The organism is Candidatus Obscuribacterales bacterium (assembly GCA_019744775.1).
GTDB lineage: Bacteria > Cyanobacteriota > Vampirovibrionia > Obscuribacterales > Obscuribacteraceae > SBAT01.
On record JAIETZ010000003.1, the window covers coordinates 409,749 to 433,871 of the forward strand.

At 47.3% G+C, this 24,123-nt stretch carries 25 protein-coding genes and 1 tRNA gene; 11 read left to right on the plus strand and 15 right to left on the minus strand.

Translation table 11 applies throughout. The annotated features are described in order from the left end of the window. Window positions 1-8: 8 nt before the first annotated feature. Window positions 9-377 carry a hypothetical protein gene (locus K2Y22_08575; protein ID MBX9878500.1) on the minus strand — a complete coding sequence of 123 codons (369 nt, stop codon included), beginning with the start codon at window positions 375-377 and terminating at the stop codon, window positions 9-11. Between the two features lie 219 nt (window positions 378-596). Between K2Y22_08575 and K2Y22_08580 the strand changes: the two genes are divergently transcribed. Beyond that, complete coding sequence (locus tag K2Y22_08580; protein MBX9878501.1) at window positions 597-1,712, plus strand: tetratricopeptide repeat protein; 1,116 nt, start codon at window positions 597-599, stop codon at window positions 1,710-1,712. Further along, complete coding sequence (locus K2Y22_08585) at window positions 1,709-2,230, plus strand: hypothetical protein (protein ID MBX9878502.1); 522 nt, start codon at window positions 1,709-1,711, stop codon at window positions 2,228-2,230. The genes K2Y22_08580 and K2Y22_08585 overlap by 4 nt, the downstream gene beginning before the upstream one ends. A gap of 63 nt (window positions 2,231-2,293) precedes the next feature. Here K2Y22_08585 and K2Y22_08590 read toward each other — a convergent pair whose 3' ends face one another. From K2Y22_08590 to K2Y22_08605, 4 genes are all read right to left on the minus strand, one after another. After that, window positions 2,294-2,956, minus strand: coding sequence for a 50S ribosomal protein L25 (locus tag K2Y22_08590; GenBank protein ID MBX9878503.1), 663 nt, complete (start codon window positions 2,954-2,956; stop codon window positions 2,294-2,296). Window positions 2,957-3,130: 174 nt separating this feature from the next. Next, a tRNA-Gln gene (locus tag K2Y22_08595) sits at window positions 3,131-3,202 on the minus strand. Window positions 3,203-3,386: 184 nt separating this feature from the next. Further along, a complete protein-coding gene (gene recN / locus K2Y22_08600; protein MBX9878504.1) occupies window positions 3,387-5,078 on the minus strand; it encodes a DNA repair protein RecN in 1,692 nt (563 codons plus the stop codon). An 81-nt stretch (window positions 5,079-5,159) separates the two neighbouring features. After that, window positions 5,160-6,251: an Mrp/NBP35 family ATP-binding protein gene (locus tag K2Y22_08605; GenBank protein MBX9878505.1), complete on the minus strand. Its 1,092-nt coding sequence runs from the start codon at window positions 6,249-6,251 to the stop codon at window positions 5,160-5,162. Between the two features lie 293 nt (window positions 6,252-6,544). Between K2Y22_08605 and K2Y22_08610 the strand changes: the two genes are divergently transcribed. The 7 genes from K2Y22_08610 to K2Y22_08640 all read left to right on the plus strand — a co-directional run bounded on the left by K2Y22_08610 (window position 6,545) and on the right by K2Y22_08640 (window position 12,477). After that, window positions 6,545-7,897 (plus strand): trehalose-6-phosphate synthase, encoded by a 1,353-nt coding sequence (locus K2Y22_08610; protein MBX9878506.1) that lies wholly within the window; start codon window positions 6,545-6,547, stop codon window positions 7,895-7,897. Between the two features lie 210 nt (window positions 7,898-8,107). After that, on the plus strand, window positions 8,108-8,575 hold the full coding sequence (locus K2Y22_08615) for a PA2169 family four-helix-bundle protein (GenBank protein MBX9878507.1): 468 nt from the start codon (window positions 8,108-8,110) through the stop codon (window positions 8,573-8,575). Between the two features lie 89 nt (window positions 8,576-8,664). Continuing rightward, a complete protein-coding gene (locus K2Y22_08620) occupies window positions 8,665-9,327 on the plus strand; it encodes a sigma-70 family RNA polymerase sigma factor (protein ID MBX9878508.1) in 663 nt (220 codons plus the stop codon). Window positions 9,328-9,343: 16 nt separating this feature from the next. After that, on the plus strand, window positions 9,344-9,694 hold the full coding sequence (locus K2Y22_08625) for a hypothetical protein (protein MBX9878509.1): 351 nt from the start codon (window positions 9,344-9,346) through the stop codon (window positions 9,692-9,694). Between the two features lie 11 nt (window positions 9,695-9,705). Continuing rightward, window positions 9,706-10,899 carry an HAD family hydrolase gene (locus K2Y22_08630; GenBank protein MBX9878510.1) on the plus strand — a complete coding sequence of 398 codons (1,194 nt, stop codon included), beginning with the start codon at window positions 9,706-9,708 and terminating at the stop codon, window positions 10,897-10,899. A gap of 79 nt (window positions 10,900-10,978) precedes the next feature. Then, window positions 10,979-11,614 carry a hypothetical protein gene (locus K2Y22_08635; GenBank protein MBX9878511.1) on the plus strand — a complete coding sequence of 212 codons (636 nt, stop codon included), beginning with the start codon at window positions 10,979-10,981 and terminating at the stop codon, window positions 11,612-11,614. Further along, window positions 11,611-12,477, plus strand: a complete 867-nt coding sequence (locus tag K2Y22_08640) for a nucleotidyl transferase AbiEii/AbiGii toxin family protein (GenBank protein MBX9878512.1) — start codon at window positions 11,611-11,613, stop codon at window positions 12,475-12,477. The genes K2Y22_08635 and K2Y22_08640 overlap by 4 nt, the downstream gene beginning before the upstream one ends. Window positions 12,478-12,503: 26 nt before the next feature. Here K2Y22_08640 and K2Y22_08645 read toward each other — a convergent pair whose 3' ends face one another. From K2Y22_08645 to sufC, 8 genes are read right to left on the minus strand one after another with little or no spacing between them, the layout of a single operon-like run. Then, complete coding sequence (locus K2Y22_08645; protein MBX9878513.1) at window positions 12,504-13,445, minus strand: nucleoside hydrolase; 942 nt, start codon at window positions 13,443-13,445, stop codon at window positions 12,504-12,506. A 21-nt stretch (window positions 13,446-13,466) separates the two neighbouring features. Next, entirely contained in the window at window positions 13,467-13,820 is a 354-nt protein-coding gene (locus K2Y22_08650) for an iron-sulfur cluster assembly protein (GenBank protein ID MBX9878514.1), read from the minus strand. Between the two features lies 1 nt (window position 13,821). Then, entirely contained in the window at window positions 13,822-14,295 is a 474-nt protein-coding gene (locus tag K2Y22_08655; GenBank protein MBX9878515.1) for an SUF system NifU family Fe-S cluster assembly protein, read from the minus strand. Further along, a complete protein-coding gene (locus tag K2Y22_08660) occupies window positions 14,279-15,517 on the minus strand; it encodes a cysteine desulfurase (protein MBX9878516.1) in 1,239 nt (412 codons plus the stop codon). The genes K2Y22_08655 and K2Y22_08660 overlap by 17 nt, the downstream gene beginning before the upstream one ends. Continuing rightward, the gene (locus K2Y22_08665) at window positions 15,514-15,831 is read right to left on the minus strand and encodes a non-heme iron oxygenase ferredoxin subunit (GenBank protein MBX9878517.1); all 318 of its coding nucleotides are present in this window, start codon (window positions 15,829-15,831) and stop codon (window positions 15,514-15,516) included. Before K2Y22_08665 ends, K2Y22_08660 begins: the two co-directional genes overlap by 4 nt. Before the next feature lie 15 nt (window positions 15,832-15,846). Further along, window positions 15,847-17,226, minus strand: a complete 1,380-nt coding sequence (gene sufD, locus K2Y22_08670; protein ID MBX9878518.1) for a Fe-S cluster assembly protein SufD — start codon at window positions 17,224-17,226, stop codon at window positions 15,847-15,849. A 15-nt stretch (window positions 17,227-17,241) separates the two neighbouring features. Beyond that, window positions 17,242-18,645 carry a Fe-S cluster assembly protein SufB gene (sufB, locus tag K2Y22_08675; GenBank protein ID MBX9878519.1) on the minus strand — a complete coding sequence of 468 codons (1,404 nt, stop codon included), beginning with the start codon at window positions 18,643-18,645 and terminating at the stop codon, window positions 17,242-17,244. Window positions 18,646-18,704: 59 nt separating this feature from the next. Beyond that, window positions 18,705-19,487, minus strand: coding sequence for a Fe-S cluster assembly ATPase SufC (gene sufC / locus K2Y22_08680; GenBank protein MBX9878520.1), 783 nt, complete (start codon window positions 19,485-19,487; stop codon window positions 18,705-18,707). A gap of 330 nt (window positions 19,488-19,817) precedes the next feature. Here sufC and K2Y22_08685 point away from each other — a divergent pair, with 330 nt between their 5' ends. After that, complete coding sequence (locus K2Y22_08685) at window positions 19,818-20,465, plus strand: MarR family transcriptional regulator (GenBank protein ID MBX9878521.1); 648 nt, start codon at window positions 19,818-19,820, stop codon at window positions 20,463-20,465. Here the strand turns inward: K2Y22_08685 and K2Y22_08690 are convergent. Then, complete coding sequence (locus K2Y22_08690) at window positions 20,462-21,532, minus strand: hypothetical protein (protein ID MBX9878522.1); 1,071 nt, start codon at window positions 21,530-21,532, stop codon at window positions 20,462-20,464. The two genes, K2Y22_08685 and K2Y22_08690, sit on opposite strands and share 4 nt — an antisense overlap. A 113-nt stretch (window positions 21,533-21,645) precedes the next feature. Between K2Y22_08690 and K2Y22_08695 the strand changes: the two genes are divergently transcribed. Then, the gene (locus K2Y22_08695) at window positions 21,646-22,476 is read left to right on the plus strand and encodes a hypothetical protein (protein MBX9878523.1); all 831 of its coding nucleotides are present in this window, start codon (window positions 21,646-21,648) and stop codon (window positions 22,474-22,476) included. A 196-nt stretch (window positions 22,477-22,672) separates the two neighbouring features. Here K2Y22_08695 and pyk read toward each other — a convergent pair whose 3' ends face one another. Next, window positions 22,673-24,115, minus strand: coding sequence for a pyruvate kinase (gene pyk, locus K2Y22_08700; protein ID MBX9878524.1), 1,443 nt, complete (start codon window positions 24,113-24,115; stop codon window positions 22,673-22,675). Window positions 24,116-24,123 lie beyond the last annotated feature (8 nt).

A 24,123-nucleotide genomic window follows, 5' to 3' on the forward strand; every position in this document is an offset into this window, starting at 1 on the left:
TAATACTCCTAACTGAATAGTCCGGCATCACGACAGCCGGCAACAAAGAAGTTGATACTCCCTGGCGTCAGAAGACCACTTGCGATAAACACAAACGCAGCAAGGATTGTAGATTTGGATACTCGCTTGGTGGCAAAAAAGACTTTGACGGACTTGTAGAGCAAAACTATGCCGACTGCAATGAGGACAATCTCGCAGCCATTGGCCAGTATGTTCAACAATGCTTCAAGATTTGCAAGCATGTTGACGCGCACAGTGCCCGCTGTGTTTACACCTTGTATAACGGTCGCATCTACATTGTCGGCATGTGCACAAGGCACAGCCAAGCCATATATGCCTGCCAGAGCAGGCACAATCGGACTCCCTGTATGTTTCATACAGAAAACCCCCTATTTAATTGTCTTTTGGTAAAAGCCGCTGAAATGGGCTAAAGTGCCCACGGCGAGAATACTGTAAGCGGGATGCGGCACGAAGTCAAGTGAAATTTTCTGGCGGGGTGAGTATTAGGGCGCATGCAATGCGCCCCTACAAGAACGCAGGCGACAGTTATTTGCGTCCAATCCGCGAGATATACTGGAGGGAATTGAGGTGACTGTTTGTCGGAAAAGTATCAGCTAAGACAAAATGATGGAGCTTGCTTTGCGGTTGCAGTAGGTAGTTCATTCATCGTGGCGACGTTTATGTGCTTGCCTGATGCGATTGCGCTAATTCCTTCGGTGCCGGATTTCATTCACTGGTTCGTGCGGGTGATTGGCTTGTGGCTTTCGGCAGCAATGCTTTGGACTATGGGTTTGTTCTTTGTACTCAAAGTAGCATTGTTGATTGCCGGACCAATTGTTGTTGACAGCACGGGTATTCGTCTGTCTCGATTCAGTAAGAAAATTCGTTGGAGTTGGATTGGCGCACTTGGTGTTGATAGTCTCGAGACTATTCGAGAAGTGTTTTTCATGAAAACGCCAGTTATGCGTCTGATGATTTACATGCCGAAGTATGAAGAGAAAGGTAAGTGGGTCAAAGGTGGTGCGCAAGTTGTTCCGTCTCTTTGGTTTACCAAAGAGCAATTCGAAGCACTTGTTTCATTCGCATCTAAGAAGGCATTTGGAATTGCTCCTAATGGATTGCCAGTTTTGCTTGGACATTCTCCGTTGCGAGAAGAAACCAGAGAGATAAACAAGCAGAAGAAGATTTTCAGAACTTTGTATTCAGCAGTTGTGGCAATAGGCATTGTCACTGTGCTGGGCAGAAATGCGATAGTCAACTATTCATATAATGCCGGTAATAAAGCCGTGAGAGATGGGCAGTTGGAAGAAGCGATACAAGACTATCGCACTGCTCTGACTTTTAAGCCTGCTTTTGCGATGGCATGGCATCAGTTAGGAACAATCTACTGGATTCAAAATAAGAAGAAGGACGCAGAAGATGCCTGGAATCATGCGCTTGCGATGAGACCGGATCTGGTTGAAGCGAAAGTTGGTTTGTCATATCTGTACAGTCAACGGAATGAGAATGATAAGGCGGAGAAACTTTTAGTCAATGCATTGCGTTTGTCGCCGACGTATGTGCCGGGACATATTGCATTAGCCGAACTGTATTTTCACAAGAAGGATTATGCCAAGGCGCGGCAATCAGCTGAGCTTGTTTTGCAAATGGAAGCCAAAAATGGGCAGGCGCTTAAGCTGCTGAGACAGATTGCAAATGAGGCGCACAAATGAATCGAACTATTACCGATATTTTTGCAAGTGTGATAACAGCGATCATCTACATCGCGATGTCGACATTGGTGATGGCGTGTATATGGACGGCAATTGAGGCAATGCGTCAATTCGGTGTCTACAATCAACAAGCAATGATTGATCAATTGCGTGCTGTAAAAATTGCAGAAGATGCTATGCGTACTTATGATCCAAGTTCATTGCTTGGACAAATTGAAAGCATGCTCAAGTGGTACAACCTGACTTTTATTGGTGCTGCTCGTTATGGTTCTGGATTGGGAATTTTCATAGGGGCTTACTTCGCGCTGGTCTCGTTAAGCAGTCGAGTACTGGCCGCTAGAGTTGCAGCTGCAATAGTTGCCGGTAGCTTGGTTGGCGCACGCTTGTTTTTGATGGTGACAAGCGAACCAAAGATGTTTATAGCTGGCGCATGTATTGGCGCAGGCTTGTTTGCCGGAGTGACAATTTGGCATAGTCGTCAGGAACACATACCGGATTTGTTGTCGGAATCCAAATAAGAAAGAGCGCTATCGCTTGTGGTCGATAGCGCTCTTTGGTTGTCTTTGAGAAGCTTGCCCAGATTACTTGGCTGCTGGTGCTGCTTCTTTCTCTTTGGCTGCTGCCGGTGCGGCTGCTGCTTCTGGAGCGGCTGCGCCACCTGCTGCGGCTGCTGCTTTGGCTTCTTCTTCCGGAGTCGGAACAGCACGTGGTGTTACAACTCTTACGACGATCTCATCGGCCGGGTTGAGGATCTTGATCTTGTTAGAGACCGACAACTCGGAGAAGTGAATACCATGATCGAGTTGTTCGATGAGCGACAAGTCGACTTCGATGAAGTCAGGAATGTCTGATGGGAAGCACTCGATTTCGGCTTCTTGGTAGTTCTCTTGCAAGAGACCACCAAGACCAACGGCTGGCGAAGTGCCAACAAACTTCAACGGTACTTGTACCGTCAACTTACGATCGTTGCTTACACGATAGAACTCGATGTTCAACACTTGGGCTGTGGTTGCCTTGCGCTGCACATTACGAATGATGGCGTTGACTGGTTTGTCTTGACCGGTCAATTCGATGATGTGCGAATAAGCTGCATGTGGCAAGCGCGAGAATTCTTTGCTGTCTATCTGCACAGATTCCGAATCTATACCTGGACCATAAATGGTGGCAGGAATCTTTCCATCGCGACGAGTGGCGATGGGATTCTTTGTGTGACGTGACTCAAGCTTGAGCTTGAATTTTTCCATGATGTAACGCTCCTGTTTCGTTCCGCTTCGCTTTACTGCACATTCGCTTGCCTTCCGGCAACCGGTGTCCGCTGCGCAGCGGATTGTTCATCACAACCCTTGCTTCGCTTCTTGCATTCTGATGCAAGAGGAAGCTCTTATTTTCTGGTCGGGTTGAAAACCAGAAAGGCGAACCTGGGGCGAAAGGATTCGAACCTCTGAGTGCCTGGACCAAAACCAGGTGCCTTACCACTTGGCGACGCCCCAATAAGGCGAAGAGAGATCTTAGCACAACCTTGGCATTCTCTGGAAGCTTAGCTGTAGCCTCGATTAGCTGGCTTTTAAAGATAGCAAGCAACAGCGAGAACGAAGCGTTGCGAGGAGCAATGCGGAGTGGAGCGTGGAAAGCCGGATGGCTAGCGAAGACGTAGGCGCAGCCGAAGTCGGAGCGTTATATAGGTCTAATTTGAGCGGCCTGGTCGATGAGACTTTGGGCAAAGGCTAAAGCCGTGGTCTCGTCCTCTTTTCCAGACGCCATTGCGGCTAGGGACTTGAGGCGTTTTTCGTCGTTAAGAATCTCAACATGTACGGAAGTCTTGTCTTTGGTCTGCTGCTTCGATACGAGGACATGGCTATTAGCCACCGAGGCGATAATCGGCTGGTGGGTTATACAAAGGATTTGGTGAGAAGCGGCTAGGGCAGCCAGTTTGTCGCGCATGGCTTGTAAGACTCTGCCCGACAGACCGGTGTCTATTTCGTCGAATATGACGCAGGAGACCTCGTCAGCGGCAGCCAGACGGGCTTTTATCGCTAGCATTACCCGGGAAAGCTCTCCACCGGAGGCTATTTTGGCGACCGGCATCAGTGGCTGACCTGGGTTGGGGGCGATTAAGAACTCCACTTTGTCGGTGCCGGATGGACCAAGATTAGCGGCAGTAAATGAAGCCTCGAATTGGCAGCGCTCCATGCCCATTTCCTGTAAGTCGGAAAGGATAGAAGCTGTAAATGACTTAGCGATAGCTTGGCGCTTTGTTGATAGCTCTGAACATGTCTTATTTAGCTCGCGGTCCAGTTTGGCAATTTCTGCATTCAATTGATCAAGTGTTGCATCCGAATTTTCCAGACGATCAATTTCTGTCTGCAATTCATCGCGTTTGGCAATTGCTTCTGTCAGCGATGGTCCGTATTTGCGTTTGATTGTTGTGAGAACACCAAGACGAGATTCTATTGATGCAAGATGCTCCGGATCAGTATCAAGTGTGTCTCTGTAGCGACGCAAATCGCGACCGGCTTCTTCAATAAGATCTAGAGATGAAGTAAGCGGTTCAATTACTGATGAAAGCTCAGGATCTAAATCCGCAGCTTGCTTAACTTCAGAAATGGCTTTCTGCAAGAGATCGATAATCGGGCTAGCATCTTCCGATTCCGATCCTTTTATATAGCCGTATGCGTTGCTGACAGCACCATCTAGGTCGGCGACATTGGCTAGGATGCGGCATTGACCTTCGAGCTTCTCGTCTTCGTCAGCAGTTGTAAGAGCCGCTTCGAGTAGTTCTGCAAGTTGAAAGCGAGCAAAATCAAGACGCTTCTCGCGTTCGGCATTACTTAGGTTTTGTTCTTCCAGACTTTCTTTTAAATCTTTCCAGCGAGTGTAGAGCGTCTTTACTTTGTCTTGCACTTGCTGATGTTTGGTGTCGCCTAAAGCATCCAACATGGCGAGTTGATATTGAGGCAACATGAGAGTTCTTGCTTCGTGCTGCGCGTGCAGAGTCAAAAGATATTGTTTGAGTTCTTGCAATATTGAAGAATTGACAGGTGTGCCATTAACGCGACTGCGCGATCCTGTTTTGTTTATTTCTCGATAGACGACAAGCTCCGAAACTTCTTCATCAACAAGCTCATTAGCTTTCAGCCAAGCAGATACTTGAGGGCTCGATTTAAATGTAGCCTCTATCGTTGCTTTTTCTGCGCCATTACGAATCAGGTTCGGACCAGCCTTGGCACCTAAGACGGCGCTTAGGGCATCAATGATGATCGACTTACCGGCACCGGTTTCGCCGGTTAAAACATTCAAGCCGGCGCTAAAGTCCACGCTGATGTGTTCGATCAGCGCAAAATCCCGAATATCAAGAGTCTGGAGCATGATGAGCGTCTCCGCCAAGCAATCCGCCCAATATCATAGCCTGATATATCGGGGTCTTGAAAGTTAATTAGATGAAGCGAACTAGCTGTTGCCAGCAGCTACCGGGGACTTGAGGCTGGCGATGCTGACTTGGGCAGCCATTTGCTTAGCTACGTTGAGAAATGCTTGCGAGACTGGGTGGTTGATGTCCAGCGATGTGATAGGCATTCCGTTGTCGCCGCCTTCTCTGACGGCTATATCGAGCGGTACTTCACCTAAAAATGGTACGCCAACTTCTTCAGCGAGTGCTTTTCCGCCGCCGTGGTTGAAGATGTCGGTGCGACCTTCGCAGTGCGGGCAGTGGAAGTAGCTCATGTTTTCGACAAAGCCCAATACTGGGATTTGCATTTGTTGGAACATGGCTAAGCCTTTGCGTCCATCAAGCAATGCAATGTCTTGCGGAGTTGTGACAATGACGCCACCTGTTAGGTTGGTTGCTTGGCTGATGCTCAATTGTGCGTCACCCGTGCCTGGTGGCAAGTCGACTAATAAGTAATCTAGTTCGCCCCATTCAACATCACGCAAGAATTGACGAATGGCTTTGTCGAGCATTGGACCACGCCAAATAATTGGTGTGTCTTTCGAGACGAAAAATGCCATTGAGATGCATTTGATGCCGTGCTTTTCGGCAGGCATAATTCTGTTGTTGCGACCTTGTGGCTCATAGCCATCGAGTCCCATCATCGCAGGAATATTTGGCGCGGTTATATCTGCATCGAGAATGCCGACTTTGGCGCCGAGGTGAGTAAGCGCAGCAGCTAAGTTCAACGTTACTGTCGATTTGCCGACGCCGCCTTTGCCTGATGTGATGGCGATGATTTGTTTGATGCCTTCAACCGGTTCGCGACCTTGGACTTTGCGTCCGGATGCAACTGATGCTGTGGATTCCATTTCCACTTCTTCAACGCCGTCTAGTTTGAGCAAAGCTTCACGGCAGTCGTGCTCGATTTTCTCTTTGAGCGGGCAAGCCGGTGTTGTCAGGGTTAGCTTGAAGAACACCTTTGGCAGATTGATTTTGATATCAGAGACCATATTGAGGGTGACGATATCTATGTGCAAATCCGGGTCTTCGACCTTGCGGAGTGCGTTGAGGATGTCCTCTTCTTTCAGTCCCTTATTTTTGTTGCCAAACATAGTGTTCCGCCTGCCTTTAAACGCGTTAATCTCATGAGTTCCTATGGAAAATCATATTACTGATTAACTCAATAGAGCCCGTTCATAACATAAACTTCTCAAACCGAAATTCCAGAAGCCTGACTCCATCTTCATGATAGCTCTTCAGTAGCAACTGTATGCACTTAGTCGTTATCAGTTTGCACTCTAATACTTATTACTAAATAGTTAAATTTGCCTCTTGGCGAGAAACAAACATTAGACGCGAGCATCTAACGTGCGAAGCGTCTATCAGATTCGTATGGAGAATCGCCATGAACATCGTGTCTTATAGGGGACCCGGGATGGCCGGCGGGTTATCCAATGCCATGACGAAGGTTTGGGAGAAGGACGAAAATAATGGAAACTGGTGGTTTGTTTCAGATAATGCTCTTTCCGTTTCTAGAGGGAAAGACAGCAAATCTGAAACACTTGCTGTGGTTGATCAGGACATAATCAATGGTCACTACAGATACTGCAACGACTTTTTGTGGCCGGTTATGCACGACCTGTCCGCCTATGCGACATATCGTATGGAAGATCGCAAACACTACAAAGCGTTCAATCGCTTGTTCGCACCGGCAATTATAAAAACATCGGCAAATGAATTGCAGCAAGGTTGCTTTATTCACGACTACCAATTGGCTGGAATGCCGATGCTCTTGAAACAAGATGGACACGCTGTCTCGGCGTTGTTCTGGCATATTCCTTGGCCGAAGAAAGTCGAGGAGCATCATGTATTGGCGATTGTCGACATTGTTCGCCCGATGCTTTATGCCGACATCATCGGCTTTCATACGCAAGAATACGTCGACAATTTCGTCGCCTTCGTTGAGCAAAACGTCCCCGACTATAAAGGTGATTTGCGCAAGAAGGTAGTTGCCGCACCACTAGGAATTAATTACAATCTCTGGTCCAGCCTTGCCGACAAACAAGAAAAAGAATTTCTTCAGGTTCTTATAGGGAAAACCCCTATGGTTTTATCAGTCGACCGATCTGATTTTACTAAGGGCGTCAGCAACCGCATGCAAGCTATAGATCTGTTTTTTAGAATGCACCCGCAATGGAAAGAAAAAGTTCGCTTCTTGCAAGTATGCGGAAGAACTCGAGCCGGCATTGACGTATTTGATAAGTATTGGGTGGAGTGTCGTCAGCTTTCGCGCTGTGTAAACAACGAGTGGCAAACAGAAGATTGGCGTCCAATCACCTGGTTGGATCAGCCATTGAACAGCGGTGAATTGTCGATGCTTTATAGAAATGCAAATGTAATGCTGGTAAATCCATTGCGCGATGGACTGAATCTCACTGCTAAAGAATACATTGCGTGTCAGAAAGATGAGCCTGGAGTATTGGCGCTATCATCTGGTGCCGGCGCATGGGCGGAATTAGCAGACGGTTGTGTGCCTGTTGATCCACGTCAACCAGGACAAATGGCAGATGCTATGAATACTGCTTTGAACATAAGCAAAGTTGAAAGAGACATGCGCATGCAATTGCTAACAAAAGCAATTCGCGGTAATACGCTGGACAACTGGTGGCAGAAATTTACGCTATTGCTTGCTGATAAAGCTACTGCGGCCCATAAATATAGTAGTGGCAAATCTTATTATGCAGAGCTAGCAGGATAGTCATTGTTGGTGCTACCACCATAAATCTTATAGGGTAACCCCAGTCAAAGTTAAGGGATATGGTTCAAATGCTTGCCACCACTTGGTAAAGTGGCAAACTTGAGTTTAGGGGCTACGTTGGGAGAACGAATATCTGCCCAACATCTTTATTCGAGAAACCATTTTCCAACAAGCGTGTTGGAAAGCAGATATAAAAAAGAGGATAGGGAAATGAGCCAGGTTACTAGAGACATTCTGCAAAAGAATTTGCGTGGCGGTGAAGTGTCCGCACTGAATTCTCTCTTGTGTGGAGAGATTTCTGCAGTGGAAACTTACAATCAAGCCATTCAAAAAGTAAAAGACATTAGTCTAATTCCTACATTGGAAGATTGCCGCAATTCGCACGCGATTAGAGTGGCAAGACTGAAAGAACGTATTGCTGAACTCGGTGCTATGAGCAGCGATGATTCAGGGCTATGGGGCACAATGACAGGGCTCGTGGAAGGGACCGCAGCTCTGTTTGGTGATCGAGCCGTCGTTGCTGTTCTCGCAGGAGGCGAGGAGTATGGGACGCAACAGTATAACGACAACATTGAACAACTAGATATGGATTCAAGAACAGTTGTGCGCAAAGAGTTATTGCCTGCACAAAAGGCAACACAACATCTTGCAAGCCGTTTGAATTCAACAGTCCACTAATTAAATTGAGTAAGTGTAGATGCAAGTTGATAGGGTGCTTGCAGCTTACGGGACCCGTACTAGACCCATGTATTTGGAGGCACACTATTATGAGTCTTCTCGCGACTAATTCAGAAACATATACAGTACCTGTTGTTACTACTAATAATCACAAGTTATATTCCGAAAAGGATAATTTCGAATTGATTATTGCTAGCCGTACTGGCGATGAACGAGCTTTTGAAGAACTCGTAAAGCGTCACGAAGGTCAAGTCTATGGACTTCTGTATCACCTTGCGCCGGATTGGCGGGATATTTCTGATCTAGTACAACAAGTGTTTATAAAAGTATGGTGTTCGATTGGCGATTTGAGAAATTTACAAGCGTTTGAATCTTGGCTGAGGCACATTGCTGTAAATGTCTTCTATGCGGAACTGCGCAAGCGTCCAAGAAGACTGCGCGAAGTTTCGCTTGATGAACCAATTGACAGCGAACGTCGTCGTGAAGGCACGCGTGACATCGCTGCCACTATGCCGGGACCAGAAGAAATTTGTGAAGGACAGGAATTGATGGGATTAGTCAAAGAAGCCGTTAATGACCTGCCGCAGCAATTCCGTGTTGCTATTGTTCTTCGTGAGTTTCAGGGATTGGCTTACGAAGAGATAGCAGCAATTACCGGCACAGAAATAGGTACCGTTAAATCACGCATTTCGCGCGCCAGAACCAGAATTCAAAAAGCAATTGCGCCCTACTTGGAAGTCACCAGACATTAAGCCGGAGGTGAGGGAGATGAAATTGAAGAGAATAGAGCATATTGAAAATGGGACACAAACACCAAGTGTTATCGATATCGAATTAAAACCGGATGATTTGTCGGTGGAGGCTTTTGCCAACCTGCGCCATTTGATTGACGAAACCAATCTTATGGAGCACGATCAAGTTGTGGAAGTTAGTCCCATAGGTGACTATGAGGTTGTGTTTATCATAGAAACCACGGATGGTACTACTCATAAAGCAGTTTTTCGTGACGCTGAGCTGCCGCCTGAGTATAAGGAACTTGCCGACTATATAAAGGAAATTGGCAAAACTGGTAGTGTGCCCATGACCAAGCATAGCTATATAGATATCACACCTAGATAAGGTAACGTCCTATGCGATACTTTGCGCTCGCATGCGATTACGATGGAACAATAGCTACACATGGAATCGTCGATGAAAAGACGGTCTCGGCTTTGCGCCGCTTCAAGAGTTCCGGAAGGAAATTGATTCTTGTTACTGGAAGAGTATTAGAGGATTTGTTTGTTGCTTTTCCGGAATTCAACGTGTTTGATTTGATCGTATGCGAGAACGGCGCTGTTTTGTATCGTCCATCGACTAGGGAAGAAGTGATTCTAAACGAGCCGACACCGGAAGTGTTTGTCAAAATGCTTGAGGAAAAGGGCGTGCAACCATTAGAAGTAGGCCGTTCAATCGTTTCTACTTGGACTCCGAATGAAACAACGATTTTAGAAAGCATTCGCGATCTTGGTTTAGAGTTGCACGTCGAGTTTAACAAGGGTTCAGTAATGGTTTTGCCTCCGGGCGTGACAAAAGCGACTGGTTTAAAGGAAGCGCTTGCTGAACTGGGATTGTCCAAGCACAACACAGTTGGTGTAGGGGATGCCGAAAACGACCACGCGCTCTTGAGCTATTGCGAATGTGGCGTTGCCGTGCAAAATGCTTTGCCGCTGCTCAAAGAGCGTGCTGATTTTGTCACAGAGGCTACTCATGGGGCTGGTGTCGCTGAGCTAATCGACAACATTATGACTAATGACCTAGCTCACGTAACAGGCAATGGAAACGGCAAAGTAGACCGTCATCAAATACTATTTGGTAAAAAGACTGACGGCAATAATGTCTGTCTTCCTGCTTATGGTTCGGTTGTATTGCTGGCAGGACCTTCGGGTAGCGGCAAATCAACTGTGACTTTGGGAGTGTTGGAACACTTGATGCAAGCCGGCTATCAATTTTGTTTGATTGATCCGGAAGGTGATTATTCACAGTTGCAGGGAGCCGTAGTGTTGGGCACACCAAAACGCGCTCCTAGTTTTGATGAAGTGATGCAAGTATTGCGCGAACCGACAGAAAGCGTTGTCGTGAATTTGCTCGGCATCCCTTTGGCAGATAGGCCAGGATATTTCCAGGGACTGTTGCCGTATATTCAAGAATTACGCGCCAGAATAGGTAGACCGCATTCGAAGATCGTTTTGGAGCGCTGCCCTAATTACCGGATTGCCAGCGTTTTCAACATCCATGGAATTTTGAATCGCCAAATGTGCGATCAGTTCAGGCGTCCAGTAGCCTAGACAAGTTCTAAGTTACTGGATTGATAATTGACATAGTGGATGCAGTAAGTTAGGATATATCTAAGTTACTGGACAAAATATGCCTAAAGTTGACCTAATTCAACTACGTAAGACTATCGGACGTGAAGAGTTTGATTACCCTCTTTTAGTGTCTGCCCTATCTCCTTATTTGGCTATTGACCAAAAGATCAATGAATTGCTGAAATCAGGTGCGATTGTTCGGGTTAAAAAAGGGCTGTACGTATTTGGTTCCAAGGCTCACCAAAAGGACATTTGTAAAGAAAGCTTGGCGAATTTGATTTACGGTCCTTCTTGCATCTCGATGGAATATGCCATGTCGTATCACGGCTTGATACCCGAACGGGTTGAAACAATCACAAGTGTTACTCCGAAGAGAAACAAGGAGTTCAATACTCCGGTTGGGCGTTTCACCTACAGGCATCTATCTATAGCAAAGTACCCGCATGGAATAGAACAAGTATGGATCGATCAGCAACATCCGATTCTTATGGCAACACCGGAAAAGGCACTATGTGATTATGTGGCGCTACATAACGTGACTGAGATTACGAACTCGAAGGAAGCGAAAGATTTCTTGATGTCTGATCTTCGTATTGATCCGGACGTTTGGAGCAGACTGGATGTCCGGAAACTTCTCCGGCTGAATAAGGCTTATAACAGCCGCAGCATCGCCAGTATTTTGGAGGTATTGTGAACCCTGCTATCTCATCCATGCTTGAAAAGTACAACTGCGAGAGTCGGCAGGACTACGAGAACGCGCTTAAGGAGATTGTGCAAGAAATTGCTCTGCTTGGACTTTGGCGGGCAAAGTTCTTCGAGCATGCTGCATTTTATGGCGGTACCTCGCTACGGATTCTTTACGGAATAGACCGCTTCTCCGAAGACATTGATTTTTCTTTGCTCGAACCACAAAAGGACTTTGCCTTAAAGCCATATCTTGATGCAGTCGGAAATGAACTTACTGCGATGGATTTCAATGTTGAAATCGCAGAAAAAAGGAAGAGCAATGACACCATTGATTCTGCGTTTATCAAAGCTGGTACGAAAGAGCATCTTCTTAAAATCGACGTCCCGGAAGAAATTTCGGAGCGGATTCATCGAAATGAACAGATTAAGATAAAGCTTGAGGTTGATACTGATCCGCCTGGCGGATTTGAAACAGAGGCGAAAACTCTTTTGCAACCGATTGCGTTTTCCGTGAGAAGCTATCAGCAACCAGATTTATTTGCTGGAAAAATACATGCGGTGCTTGCACGAAAATGGCAAAGTGGGCGGGTCAAAGGACGGGATTACTATGATTTTGTGTGGTATATCGGACGCAACGTACCTGTTCGTTTAAGTCATTTAGAGCAACGGCTGCGGCAGACTGGTGAATGGACATCATCAAAAAAGATGACGCGCAATGATCTGTTGGATTTGTTAAAGGACAAGTTTGCGCGTTTAGAGGTAAAACGTGCCAAGGAAGATGTTCTTCCGTTTATAAAAGATCCACAGGCGGTGGAGATTTGGTCTCATGATTTCTTTCAGTCCCTGCTAACGCGCCTAGAGATTGTTTGAAATCACTTCCAACGCGGGAAAACCAGCTACCGGATTGCCAGCGTCTTCAACAGCAGGTCTTCGAAAGCCTTGTTGTTGACCTTAATGGCTGCTTTTACTTTGCGTCCGCCAAACAGGTGAGTTGTTAGTCTGCCTTGGCTTGGCCCTTCGGTGACGATGTTCACGCGAATCTCTTTGAAGGAGAAGATGTTTGGATCCATGACTGCAGCGGCAGTGACCGTATCCCAGAAGTAATACTCGTATCCTTTTACAAGAGACCAGAGAGCCATCGCGAGTTTTGATGCGGTGTAAGTTTCAGCTTGTTTTTCCAGTCTGGCAAGAAAGTCTTTATTGAGCGGAAGCTGGTTGGTTATATCCAATGTGATTAGCTTCACTGGTGCGCCCAGTTCGAGAATCATTTTCAACGCTACCGGATCAGCAAACACATTCCACTCGGCAGTGCCGTCTTTGTCTTCGCGTTCGACATTGCCTGGTACTTTGATAGCACCGCCCATGATGACAAACTCTTCGACTTTGTCTTTTAGTTCCGGGCGATCTTCAAATACTTTGGCTACATTCGTGAGGGGACCGGTGGCGACGATTGTTACCGGCTGTTTTGAATTGCTCAGACAATCTTTGATTAGTGTTTCTGAACGGCGACCCTGTCCGTCCTGATAGAGTTTTTTCAAAGATATCTCGCCGAATATAGGCAAATCATTGATGATGCGACTTTCTTTGCGCCAGTTATCCGGAAATGGATAAGGCACAGAGTCTTCGCTCAAGGCAACTTCGGGGCCTTCCAAACCGAGATAGGTAGCCATTTTCAGAAGGGCGCGAAAAGACTCCGGCGCGTAGCAGTCACCGTTGGTGATTGTCACAGCTTGTAAATCCACAGATGGTGACAGCCAGAGCAAAACGCTGCTCAAGAGGTCGTCAACGTGACCGTCATTGTCGTGAATTACCGTTCTTGTTTGGTGATTAGTAGACATGGACACCTAATAAATCGCGGACTAAAGGATACCGAGTTCCATTTTAGCGTCCTCGGACGCCATAGTCCTTGGATCCCAGCGCGGACTCCACACTAATTCAACATGTGGTGTTTTAACCCAGGGGAGCTTGTGAAGGGCTTGGTGTACTTGTCCTTGAATTACAGCGCCTACAGGGCAAGCAGGGCTTGTCAGAGTCATCTGAACGGTGACAGCACCTTCGTCACCTATTTCGATTGCGTAGATGAGCCCCAGGTCGACGATGTTAATACCCAGTTCGGGATCAACAACGCTTTTCAAGTGTTCAACGACTACATCAGCCTGCAAAGAGGACATGATGTCGTCTGTTTGTCTGATTGGATTGAATTGGCCTTCCACTCTATTTCTCCACGTATTGATCTTGGGTGTCGGTTTTGCCTGAGCTCAAACGCTCTAGTCCTTGCTGCAATGTGTTCCATGGCAAAAGAGCGCATTTGATTCTGACTGGATATTTTTTGACGCCGCGAAGACATTCGAGATCTTCAAGCTCTTCTGATAATTCAGTATTGTCTTCTTTGGAAAGCATCATTGTCTTGAAAGTGTTTATCACTTCCTTGACGTTATCCAATGACTGTCCTTTGACGCATTCGGTCATGATTGAACCGGATGCCGTGTTGATCGAACAACCATGCGAATTGATTTTCACGTCAGACAATGTCTTGTCGTCAGCGTTGAAATAAAGCGTTATCTCGTCACCACAAAGCGGATTGACGCCTTCTATTTTAATGGTGGCGTCGTTTAATTCGCCCTGGTTTCTTGGATGGTGATAGTGATCGAGAATTGTTTCCCGGTATAGCTCATCTGTAAGCGACATGTCCCATGACCTTATTTGCTTCTTTGAGGGCTTCGATTAATAAGTCAATCTCCGCCTTAGTGTTGTACAAATAGAAACTTGCTCTAGCTGTGCCCCAGACTTTCAAGTCACGCATTAGTGGCTGGCAGCAGTGGTGTCCGGCGCGAATAGCTATTCCGGACTCGTTCAAGATTTGTCCAAGATCATGTGGATGGATGTGATCGAGAGCGAAGGAAATAACTCCACCGCGCAATTTGGCATCCATTGGTCCAAAGATTTTTACATCATCTAAAGTTTGAAATGCTTTGAGTGCGTAGTCTGTAAGTTCAACTTCGTGAGCGCGGACTTTATCCATGCCTAATGCCATCAAGTAATCGATAGCAGCACCGGCGCCTATGACATCGGCAATATTCGGTGTGCCGGCTTCGAATTTCCAAGGAAGCTCGTTGAAGGTGGCTCTGTCGCGCCAAACAGATGCGATCATATCGCCACCGCCCAAGAATGGCGGCATGGCTTCCAGCAATTCTGGACGTGCCCAGAGAATGCCTACGCCTGTCGGTCCAAGTAATTTGTGGAACGAGAAGACGAGGAAATCTGCGCCCATCTCTTCGACATTTGTTGGTAGGTGAGGCACACCTTGTGCTCCATCAACAAGCAACAAGGCTCCGTGAGCATGAGCAAGTTTGCCTAGTTCAGCAATTGGAGTGATTGTGCCCAAGACATTGGACATTTGCGTTACGGCAACAAGTTTTGTCTTGTCGTTGATGACGCTCTTGGCTGATTCCATATCTAGCTGACCATCGGGAGTCAATTCGATAAAACGAAGCTTGGCTTGACGCTCTTGAGCGAGCCACTGCCAAGGAATCAAATTGGAGTGATGCTCCATGGCGGAGATAACAATCTCATCGCCTGGAAGAATATTTGTCTTGCCCCAGGTTTGAGCAACTAGGTTAATCGCTTCTGTGGCGTTGCGGGTAAAGACGATACTCTTTGTTTCTTTAGCGCCAATGAAAGCAGCTACTTTATCGCGAACATCTTCGTAGGCAGTTGTCGCTTCTTCTGAGAGCGTGTGAATGCCGCGATGAATGTTGGCGTTGTTGTTCTTGTAGTAGTCGCTTATTGCATTGATAACGCTCAGGGGCTTTTGGGACGTCGCGGCGTTGTCCAAATAAACGAGTTGATGACCATTGATCTTACGATCAAGAATCGGAAAGTCTTTTCTGATTTGTTCTACATTGATCATTGTTTCGGCCCTACCCAGATTTCTTGTCCACGCTGTTCTACTTTGTACGTAGGAATTGGTAGAACGGCTGGCAAGCAGAGAGCTTGTCCTGTTCTGACATCGAAGCGTGCTCCGTGTCTTGGACATTCAATTTGGCAATCTTCAAGTGTGCCTTGATCAAGTGGTCCATTATCGTGGGAGCAATAGTCTGCTATGGCGTAGATTTTTCCTTCGGCATTGCAGATAGCAATTTGATCACCGTTTATCTCAAACACCTTTACTGTTCCTTCAGGAACATCGGAGACGTTTGCTACTTTGGTGAAATCATTGCCCATCGTTGAATCCTCGCATTAAGTGCAAGATTCAGCATTGACTGTAGTTTGTCCTGTTATCTGCTTGGAGATGATTTGCTCCAACAGTTCTTGAGCACCTTGGATTGTCAGTCTTTCCGAAACCTTGCGGAAGAAGCCAAAAACAACTAATTCTTCGGCTTCAATTCTAGTCAAGCCGCGGCTCATCAAATAGAAGATCTGCTCTTTGTCTACTGGTCCAACCGTTGCACCGTGACTGCACTTAACGTCATCAGTGAGAATTTCCAAGCGTGGAATGCTGTCGGCTTTGGCTTTCTTGCCCAGGAGCAAGTTCTTGTTTGATTGATAGGCGTTTGTACGCTGGGCTGACTTATCTACTTTGATTGTGCCTTGGTAGACAGACGCTGATTCTTCGGCAAGGGCTACGCGGAAATTGATATCCGACGTTGTGTCCGGAGCGTTGTGTTCTTGGATGGTGTCGAAGCTGAAGTGCTCCTTGCCTTTGCCAAATACGACGCCTAGAACTTCGCTGGCTGCACCAGGTGCTTGCAAGAGAGTGACAATGTCAACCTTCGTTTGCTTGCCGCCTGAAGCGACAGACATCGAGGTGAAGCGAGCATCTTTTTGCACTTCATTGTGAGTCTTGCTTATGTAGAAGACATTGGCGCCTGTTTGTTGGACTTCCAGGTAGGAAACGTCCGCACCGGCGTCGGCTTTGACTTCTACCAAACCGGCAACCAGTGAGGTGCTGGCATTTTCTTGCGAGCTAGCCTGTTTGGAATTGATGATATGAACCAAATTGACCTTGCTGTTAGCGCCGGCAATTACATTGATGCGTGGAAAAATTGCAGTGCCCAGTCCGTCTTGACTGTGCTGATCAAAATTGAGACCGCTGACAAAAGGTGTTTCCAGTTGAACGCCTGCCGGCACATACAACAACAGCCCGCAGTTGTAGAGCGATTTGTTCAACAAGGTAAATTTGTCATCGAAGCCTTCTGTAATTGGCATCGAGAGATATGGTTGAAGCAATTCAGCGTGTTCGTTGAGCGCTGTGCAGATGTCGCAGAAGATAACGCCTTTTGCTTTGGCTTCTTCCGACAAGTATAGGTAGCCAGGCTGGCTTGTTTGTTGATAGATAATACCGGCAGGCTTTTCAAAAGACTGAATGGTGGACTGGAAACAGTCCGGCATATTCTCTGTCTTTTGTGTGATTGCTTCAAACTCTACGGTTCTCAGATTGGAGAGATCTAGAGTTTCCACCAAAGTACGACGCCATGCTTCGCTGCGTACTGATGGCATAGGTGTCTTCAAGTAAGTTTCCCAGGCGGCAAGGCGGTTGTCCTTCACCCAGGATGTCTTGGCGTGTAAGGAACCAAGATTCTCAACGGTTTTTTGTTCGATAGAATTTGCCGTTTGCATTTTTCCTGCTACCTCTTAACCTACTGAGCCTTCCATTTCCATCTGGATCAGTCGGTTTAATTCGACTGCGTATTCCAGTGGTAATTCCTTCGTGAATGGCTCGAAGAAACCGTTAACAATCATTGTTGTTGCTTCTGCTGCTGTCAGTCCGCGGCTCATCAAGTAGAAGAGCTGTTCTTCACCGACTTTGGAAACAGTAGCTTCGTGCTCAATAGTCACTTGCTTTTCGTCTACTTCCATTGTCGGGTAAGTATCCGAACGTGATTTCTCATCCATCAGCAAGGCGTCGCAACGAATCGATGATTTGACATCGGTAGCGCCTGGATAAACTTTGACCAGTCCTCTGTAGGATGTGCGTCCACCATTCTTGGAAATGGATTTGGAGACAATTACTGAAGTTGTATCCGGTGCAGCGTGAACCATTTTGGCTCCGGCGTCTTGATGTTGCTCTTCGCCTGCAAAAGCAATTGATAGAACTTCACCGTGAGCACGTGGACCCATTAGATAAATTGCCGGATACTTCATGGTTAATTTCGAACCAAGATTACCGTCAACCCATTCAACTTTGGCGTCCTCATGAGCTACTGCTCGTTTGGTCACCAAGTTGTATACGTTTTTGGACCAGTTCTGAATTGTCGTGTAGCGAATATGAGCACCCTTCTTAGCGATCAATTCCACAACAGCGGAGTGCAATGAGTCGGAAGAATAAGTTGGTGCCGTGCATCCTTCGATGTAGTGCACAAAACTTCCAGGCTCAGCAATAATGAGGGTTCTCTCGAATTGCCCCATGTTTTCAGTGTTGATGCGGAAATACGCTTGGAGCGGAATCTCCACCCGGACACCTTCCGGTACCCAGATGAAGCTGCCACCGGACCAAACAGCTGAGTTAAGAGCTGAAAATTTATTGTCGGCAGCTGGAATGACTGTAGCGAAGTGCTTGCGGACAATTTCTTCGTGCTCGCGCAATCCTGAATCCATATCCAGGAAGAGAACACCTTGCTTTTCCAAATCTTCGCGTATTGAGTGATAGACAACTTCCGATTCGTATTGGGCGGTAACGCCGGCTAGAAACTTACGTTCAGCTTCCGGAATACCAAGGCGGTCAAATGTGTTTTTAATGCCTTCCGGAACATCATCCCAGTTTTTGCTTTGCTTTTCGGAGGGTTTGACGTAGTAGAAGATATTTTCAAAATCAATCTCGTTCAACATGCCGCAATTGCCCCAGGTAGGCATAGGCTTTTTGTTGAAGATGTCCAAGGCCTTCAGGCGGAATTCGAGCATCCACTCAGGTTCGTTCTTCATCTTGGAGATGCTTTCGACAATCTCTTTTGTTAGTCCACGTCCTGATTTGAAGGCGTAGTCGATTTTGTCGTGGAAGCCGTACTTCTGGTCGTAGTCGGATCCCACTTTGTCGAGCATCTTGTCTCTAGTTAAATCATCTCTGGTTAATTCAGTAGCCATTTTTGCCTCCCAGGCGATTACGAAACGCCTGTTGACGCTAGTTGCTTACCATTGGGCTCTTTGTTGGTCCAATCGTAACCCTCAGCTTCCAGCTTCTTAGCCAGTTCGCTGTCGCCCGACATAACAATTTGTCCGTCTTGCATGACGTGCACAAATTGTGGTGTGACGTAATCGAGAATACGTTGATAGTGGGTGATGAGCAGGATGGACATTTTGGTGTCCTTCATGGCGTTGATGCCTTGAGCCACTGTCTTCAATGCGTCGATATCGAGACCGGAGTCTGTTTCATCAAGCAATGCCATCGACGGCTTGAGCAAGGCCATCTGCAAAATTTCCAGACGCTTTTTCTCGCCGCCGGAAAAACCATCATTGACGTAGCGTGACAAAAAAGTCTCGCTCACACCAAGAGCCTTTAATTGCTCTTTCAATTCTTTGCGGAATTCTTTGACAGGAACATCTTGTCCGCGTCTTGCTTTCACAGAAGCGCGCAAGAAGTTGGAGACGGATACGCCAGGAATAGCGACCGGGTATTGGAACGCCAAATACATGCCGGCGCGTGAACGCTCGTCGGCAGTCATCTCTAACAAATCTTTGCCTTCGAACAAAATCGAACCGTTGGTCACGGTGTAGCGCGGGTGACCCATCAACGTGTAGGACAGCGTCGATTTGCCGGAGCCGTTGCGGCCCATAAGCGCATGCACTTCGCCTTTGTTGATAGTCAAATTGACCCCTTTGAGGATCTCTTTGTCTTCAACCTTCACGCAAAGGTCTTTGATTTGTAGGATTGGCGTGTCTGTCATTGGTTTTACCTATGATTTCCTGTGACTTTCGGCTTTCACCGATGGGTTTTGGCTGCCTTGGGGGCAGCTGTCCTGTAAAGAGGAGTTAATCGTACAGTCTTGCTTGTAATTCTCATAGATAGATCGTTGAAGATCTTCTTTAAAATTAGGCAACCCTACGACCCAGTGCCTTTTACAGACATTATAGTATCAAAAATATGTTTACATATTAATGTACTTAAGGATCACTTAGCGAATCCCGTTTAATCTGCCCTTAAGGTTTCAGAAAGCTCGGCCCATTTGGTGGACCTTTGGGTGCGATAATGAGGATCTAAGACACGGACGAGGCTCATGGTCACAAGACCCATCGAAGAAAAGCCGGAACGCACTCATGATGCGGTTCTTCTGTACATTAAGCGCCGCGGCGAAATGACCGTAGGCGACCTCTGTGATGTCCTGGAAATCACGTCCATGGCGGTTCGCAGGCATTTGGTCGGCTTGCAAAAAGAGGGTCTAATTACCTCGCGCATTGAGAAAAAACAGCGCGGCAGACCGACTTACCGCTATAGCCTGACGCCAAAGGCTCAAACTCTATTTCCTTCCGGTTATGAGAGTCTCGCAAACGATCTATTAGATGCAGTTTTCGAGAAAGACGGCGCTGCCGGTGTCATGGAATTGCTGGAATTCCGGAATAAGAAAGTAGTCCAAAGACTTCGTGTAGAACTCGAGGGAAAAGACGTCTCTGAAAAGATTTCCGCTGTTGCAAAATTCTTCTCCGAAAGCGGTTTTATGACCGAGTGGGAAGCGCTGCCGGACGGCAATTTCATCATCTATCAGAGACACTGCGCTGTGCATGATCTAGCAAAGCAGTACAGACAATTATGTGGGCTGGAGCCGAAGCTTATCGAGGATATCCTCGGGCTTAAGGTGACGCGCCAACAATATATGTTGAATAACGATCCCGTCTGCGGCTACATGGTCAACCCAGCGGAAGCTTAGCGACCGTCGAGGCGGCCGTAGACGTTGGTTTTTGTCTGACTTTGCGAGCTATCTTCGTAGATTTGGTTAGCCGGCAGTCTGCCTTCTCTTATTAGGCGATCGCGCTTAGCTTGCAGGATGGCGTTAACATCTTTCGTGCCGTCGTTGGACGGAATGTGTTGATATTGGCCTTGATAGACGGATGGACGCTGAACTGGTCCGGAGCATGGAATGTGCTGATACAAGCTGCCATCGTAGGTATTGCGCATACGGAGACCGTTGTTCAATCCGTTCATCAACATGTTGCCGATACCAGCGCCTCTGCGGACTTCGTTGTTCGTTGGGATTCTTTGATAGTTGCCCTGATAGCTGTAGCTTCCCGGAGCGCTTTGAATTGGCGTATTAATCGGCCTGGCGTTTTGATAGCCAGTCGGCATTTGAGCCGGAGCAAACTGTTGCGTCGGCCACGGTTTTGAATCTACTTGGTTGAGCATTTGCTCGAGATTCTGTTGACTCGTCTGAGGTGTGCCCACAGCGCCTAACTTGTTGTTTAGTTCGCCGAGTTTATACACCAAGAATTTGTGCTCCGGATTTGTTGCATCCGCAAGATTTTTCAAATCGGCGTTAAGAGCGGAATCGTCTCTGCTGCCGGCGATCATTTCACGGTCGTAGCCAGTTTGCTGTCCGGTTTGAGGATTGAAGTGAATGGAGTCTTCTATTCCTAGAAATTGTCCATTTCCATCTTTGTGCATGACCATTCTTACTTCTGAAGGGTCGCTGCCTGTAGTTTTGAAACTTATACCGATGATTTGGTTGCCTAGATTGTCGGTTCCGAGGTCATCTTTTCTGACGGAAAGAGGAATCCCATCGTCTTGTTTTAGAGTTGTGCCGTTGCCGCTTTCGTTAATTATCCAGTCGTGGGCAGTGTAGCCGGAATAATTGCTGCCGGTTTTGCCGTTGCCGCTTACATCTTTTTTGATGACATTGAGCTTTTCACCAGGGCCCCAGGCGTTGGCGGCTGCGTTGGAGAAATCGCCAGTGTTATTAGCTGGCTGGTTCAATTGAGAATCGAAAAAATTGTCTGACATTACCTGTTCCTCGTTGCCCCTCAGTTCCTGGGCACAGAATATCTGGAGCCAAATCCGTGGTCACTGGGGGAATTACGAACCATTTCATTAATTGCTATGGAAATAAGCATTAAATGCGAGAAGATATTGCAATGTTTATTTCTAGAGCAATATTAACTAGCCTTGTAGGTGTCTCCTTAATTGGCGGAGCTGCCTTGGCGGATGAAACCGTTAAACCTACGGCGGACAATAGTCCGATGGGTTTTGGCAGCATTCACGATCAAGTGCCTGTGGCAACTCGTCAATTTGAGTTTGACTTGAACAAGCATTTGACTCCACTTTTGTTGCCGAAGGAAGCTGCTCAGCGTGGAATAAGTCTTAGCTCGACGGCGCAGATTTATGAAATTGGAACGAACAAATACTGGATGACCAACGGTTGTGTGCTCATAACCAGTCAGACGGAAATGAAGGTGGAGACGCCTGTTACGACTGTGTATGCAAAACCGGGGACAGCATTTATCGTGCACAATCACGACAATGTTACGCGAGTGATGAACTTGCATGATCGCGTGAAGCATGGTGTGCAAGTTGTTATGGACAGAAAGGCGATTCCGTTGAATCCGGGCGAAGAGCTGGGAGTTGTGCGCAGTGATTTGATGAATGCGCAAGTTGCAGCATCTGGTCCAAATGTTGGTTATCGTCGGATGAGAGTAATTCCTATTGATGAAGGGTACCGGGTTTTTATCTTTGAGTTTTCGATTCCGGATGCGTTGAAGCATTGTGTTGTGTTTAAGCAATTGCGCGAGTCGGAGTCATCGACGGATCAGCAATTGTTGACGGAGATAGTGAAGACGGCGGCCGCTGTGGACACGATGTTTGATAAGTCCCGCGAGAAATACGCGCACTACGACAAAGACAAGAAAAAAGAGAAGAAGTCACGTTCCAAAGTTGCGCAGAAGGATTAGTCGTGCGGGCGCATGCAATGCGCCCCTACAAAGACCAGGGCAGGACCCATAACAAGGACGACAATTCGCAATGACCAGGACAGATCGATTTGCCATGACGAGGACGGAAGATTCACCATGACGATGGCAAATGCTGCTCATTCGAAATTGTGCGCCCAGTAGACTTGCGTAGGGGCGCATTGCATGCGCCCGGGTTCTAAATCCCCTTAAAGACCTGTGCCGGAATTTGCTTAGGCGGAATAAGTGAGAGTTTGACGAAGTTGGCGGGGCCGCGGGCGGCGATTGGGAGGCCGCCGGTGATGATCAGAGAATCGCCGGGCCATACGAAGCCTTTTTTGAGCAGTGTGTTTTCAACCATGGAGAGTGTTGATTCGGAGTCAGAGACTTCGGTCAACATCACTGGCGTTACACCCCAGTAAAGTGAGAGTTGGTTGTACACGTGTGTCTGTTGGGTCAACGCGATGATTGGACCTGGTGGACGGAATTGTGAGATGAGTCGGGCGGTGGCGCCGGACTTGGTGAATGCTGCTATGGCTTTGGCTTTCATGTCTACGGCCATGGCGCAGGCGGCGTGGGCAATGGCGTGCGCTGATGTCGGTAAATCGTGTTGGTGAAGCTTTTTGAAATCCATACTTGCTTCAGCAGCGATTGCAATGCGGTCCATGATTTGCACGGCTTCGATTGGATATTCGCCGGCGGCGGTTTCACCTGATAGCATGACAGCATCGGTGCCATCGAAGATTGCGTTGGCTACATCGGATGCCTCCGCGCGGGTGGGACGTGGATGTTCGATCATGGATTCCAGCATCTGCGTAGCGGTAATTACAGGCTTGCCTTTGGCATTTGCTTTGCGAGTGATGAGTTTTTGTACTGGCGGCACTTCTTCAGGCGGAAGCTCAACTCCGAGATCGCCACGAGCGATCATGACACCGTCGGCTAAATCAAGAATCTCATCGAGTTCTTCCAAGGCTTCCGGTTTTTCCAGTTTGGCTATGATGGAAACAGGCGGCCAGTGATCCGCCACTAATTCGCGTAACGCTTTGATGTCATCTGCGTCACGTACGAATGACAAGGCAACAAAATCTACTTCGTGCTCAAGCCCGAAGCGCAAGTCTTCCATGTCTTTCTCGGTCATGGATGGAATAGACAAACGTACTCCAGGTAAGTTGAGTCCCTTCTTCTCTTTGAGCAGACCGCCGGTGACGACCTGGCACTCCACTTCGGTGGCGTCCGTAGCTGTAACGCGCAATTCGATTAGCCCGTCATCCAGAAGAATGTGATCTCCTGCTTTTACTTCTTGTGGAAGTTTCTCATAGTTGACGCTGACGATATCTTTTGTGCCTTCGATCTTGCGATTGGTTAGGACAAATTTTTGTCCATCAACCAATTCAACAGGCTCGCTATTGACCAGTTTTCGTGTGCGAATTTTCGGACCTGCTAGGTCAAGCAAAATGCCGACTGCTCGATTGTGCTTGCTGCTTAACTCACGAAGATCGGCAATAATGCGCGCGGCTGATTCGTGCTCCATGTGCGAGCAATTAAGTCGGGCGACATTTACTCCGGCGCGAATTAACTCTTCCAGCTTTTCGCGAGTCAAGCATGAGGGGCCAATGGTGGCAATGATTTTAGTTCTGCGCATTAGTGACG

Bases quoted from the DNA above. Each gene is read 5' to 3' on its own strand.
- K2Y22_08625 (MBX9878509.1), top strand. From the start codon at position 9,344: ATGAAATTGAAGAGAATAGAGCATATTGAAAATGGGACACAAACACCA.
- K2Y22_08665 (MBX9878517.1), bottom strand. From the start codon at position 15,831: ATGGGCAATGATTTCACCAAAGTAGCAAACGTCTCCGATGTTCCTGAA.
- K2Y22_08660 (MBX9878516.1), bottom strand. From the start codon at position 15,517: ATGATCAATGTAGAACAAATCAGAAAAGACTTTCCGATTCTTGATCGT.
- pyk (MBX9878524.1), bottom strand. From the start codon at position 24,115: ATGCGCAGAACTAAAATCATTGCCACCATTGGCCCCTCATGCTTGACT.
- recN (MBX9878504.1), bottom strand. From the start codon at position 5,078: ATGCTCCAGACTCTTGATATTCGGGATTTTGCGCTGATCGAACACATC.
- K2Y22_08645 (MBX9878513.1), bottom strand. From the start codon at position 13,445: ATGTCTACTAATCACCAAACAAGAACGGTAATTCACGACAATGACGGT.
- K2Y22_08590 (MBX9878503.1), bottom strand. From the start codon at position 2,956: ATGGAAAAATTCAAGCTCAAGCTTGAGTCACGTCACACAAAGAATCCC.
- K2Y22_08630 (MBX9878510.1), top strand. From the start codon at position 9,706: ATGCGATACTTTGCGCTCGCATGCGATTACGATGGAACAATAGCTACA.
- sufD (MBX9878518.1), bottom strand. From the start codon at position 17,226: ATGCAAACGGCAAATTCTATCGAACAAAAAACCGTTGAGAATCTTGGT.
- K2Y22_08610 (MBX9878506.1), top strand. From the start codon at position 6,545: ATGAACATCGTGTCTTATAGGGGACCCGGGATGGCCGGCGGGTTATCC.
- sufC (MBX9878520.1), bottom strand. From the start codon at position 19,487: ATGACAGACACGCCAATCCTACAAATCAAAGACCTTTGCGTGAAGGTT.
- K2Y22_08585 (MBX9878502.1), top strand. From the start codon at position 1,709: ATGAATCGAACTATTACCGATATTTTTGCAAGTGTGATAACAGCGATC.
- K2Y22_08605 (MBX9878505.1), bottom strand. From the start codon at position 6,251: ATGTTTGGCAACAAAAATAAGGGACTGAAAGAAGAGGACATCCTCAAC.
- K2Y22_08635 (MBX9878511.1), top strand. From the start codon at position 10,979: ATGCCTAAAGTTGACCTAATTCAACTACGTAAGACTATCGGACGTGAA.
- K2Y22_08685 (MBX9878521.1), top strand. From the start codon at position 19,818: ATGGTCACAAGACCCATCGAAGAAAAGCCGGAACGCACTCATGATGCG.
- K2Y22_08655 (MBX9878515.1), bottom strand. From the start codon at position 14,295: ATGTCGCTTACAGATGAGCTATACCGGGAAACAATTCTCGATCACTAT.
- sufB (MBX9878519.1), bottom strand. From the start codon at position 18,645: ATGCTCGACAAAGTGGGATCCGACTACGACCAGAAGTACGGCTTCCAC.
- K2Y22_08695 (MBX9878523.1), top strand. From the start codon at position 21,646: ATGCGAGAAGATATTGCAATGTTTATTTCTAGAGCAATATTAACTAGC.
- K2Y22_08690 (MBX9878522.1), bottom strand. From the start codon at position 21,532: ATGTCAGACAATTTTTTCGATTCTCAATTGAACCAGCCAGCTAATAAC.
- K2Y22_08620 (MBX9878508.1), top strand. From the start codon at position 8,665: ATGAGTCTTCTCGCGACTAATTCAGAAACATATACAGTACCTGTTGTT.
- K2Y22_08575 (MBX9878500.1), bottom strand. From the start codon at position 377: ATGAAACATACAGGGAGTCCGATTGTGCCTGCTCTGGCAGGCATATAT.
- K2Y22_08615 (MBX9878507.1), top strand. From the start codon at position 8,108: ATGAGCCAGGTTACTAGAGACATTCTGCAAAAGAATTTGCGTGGCGGT.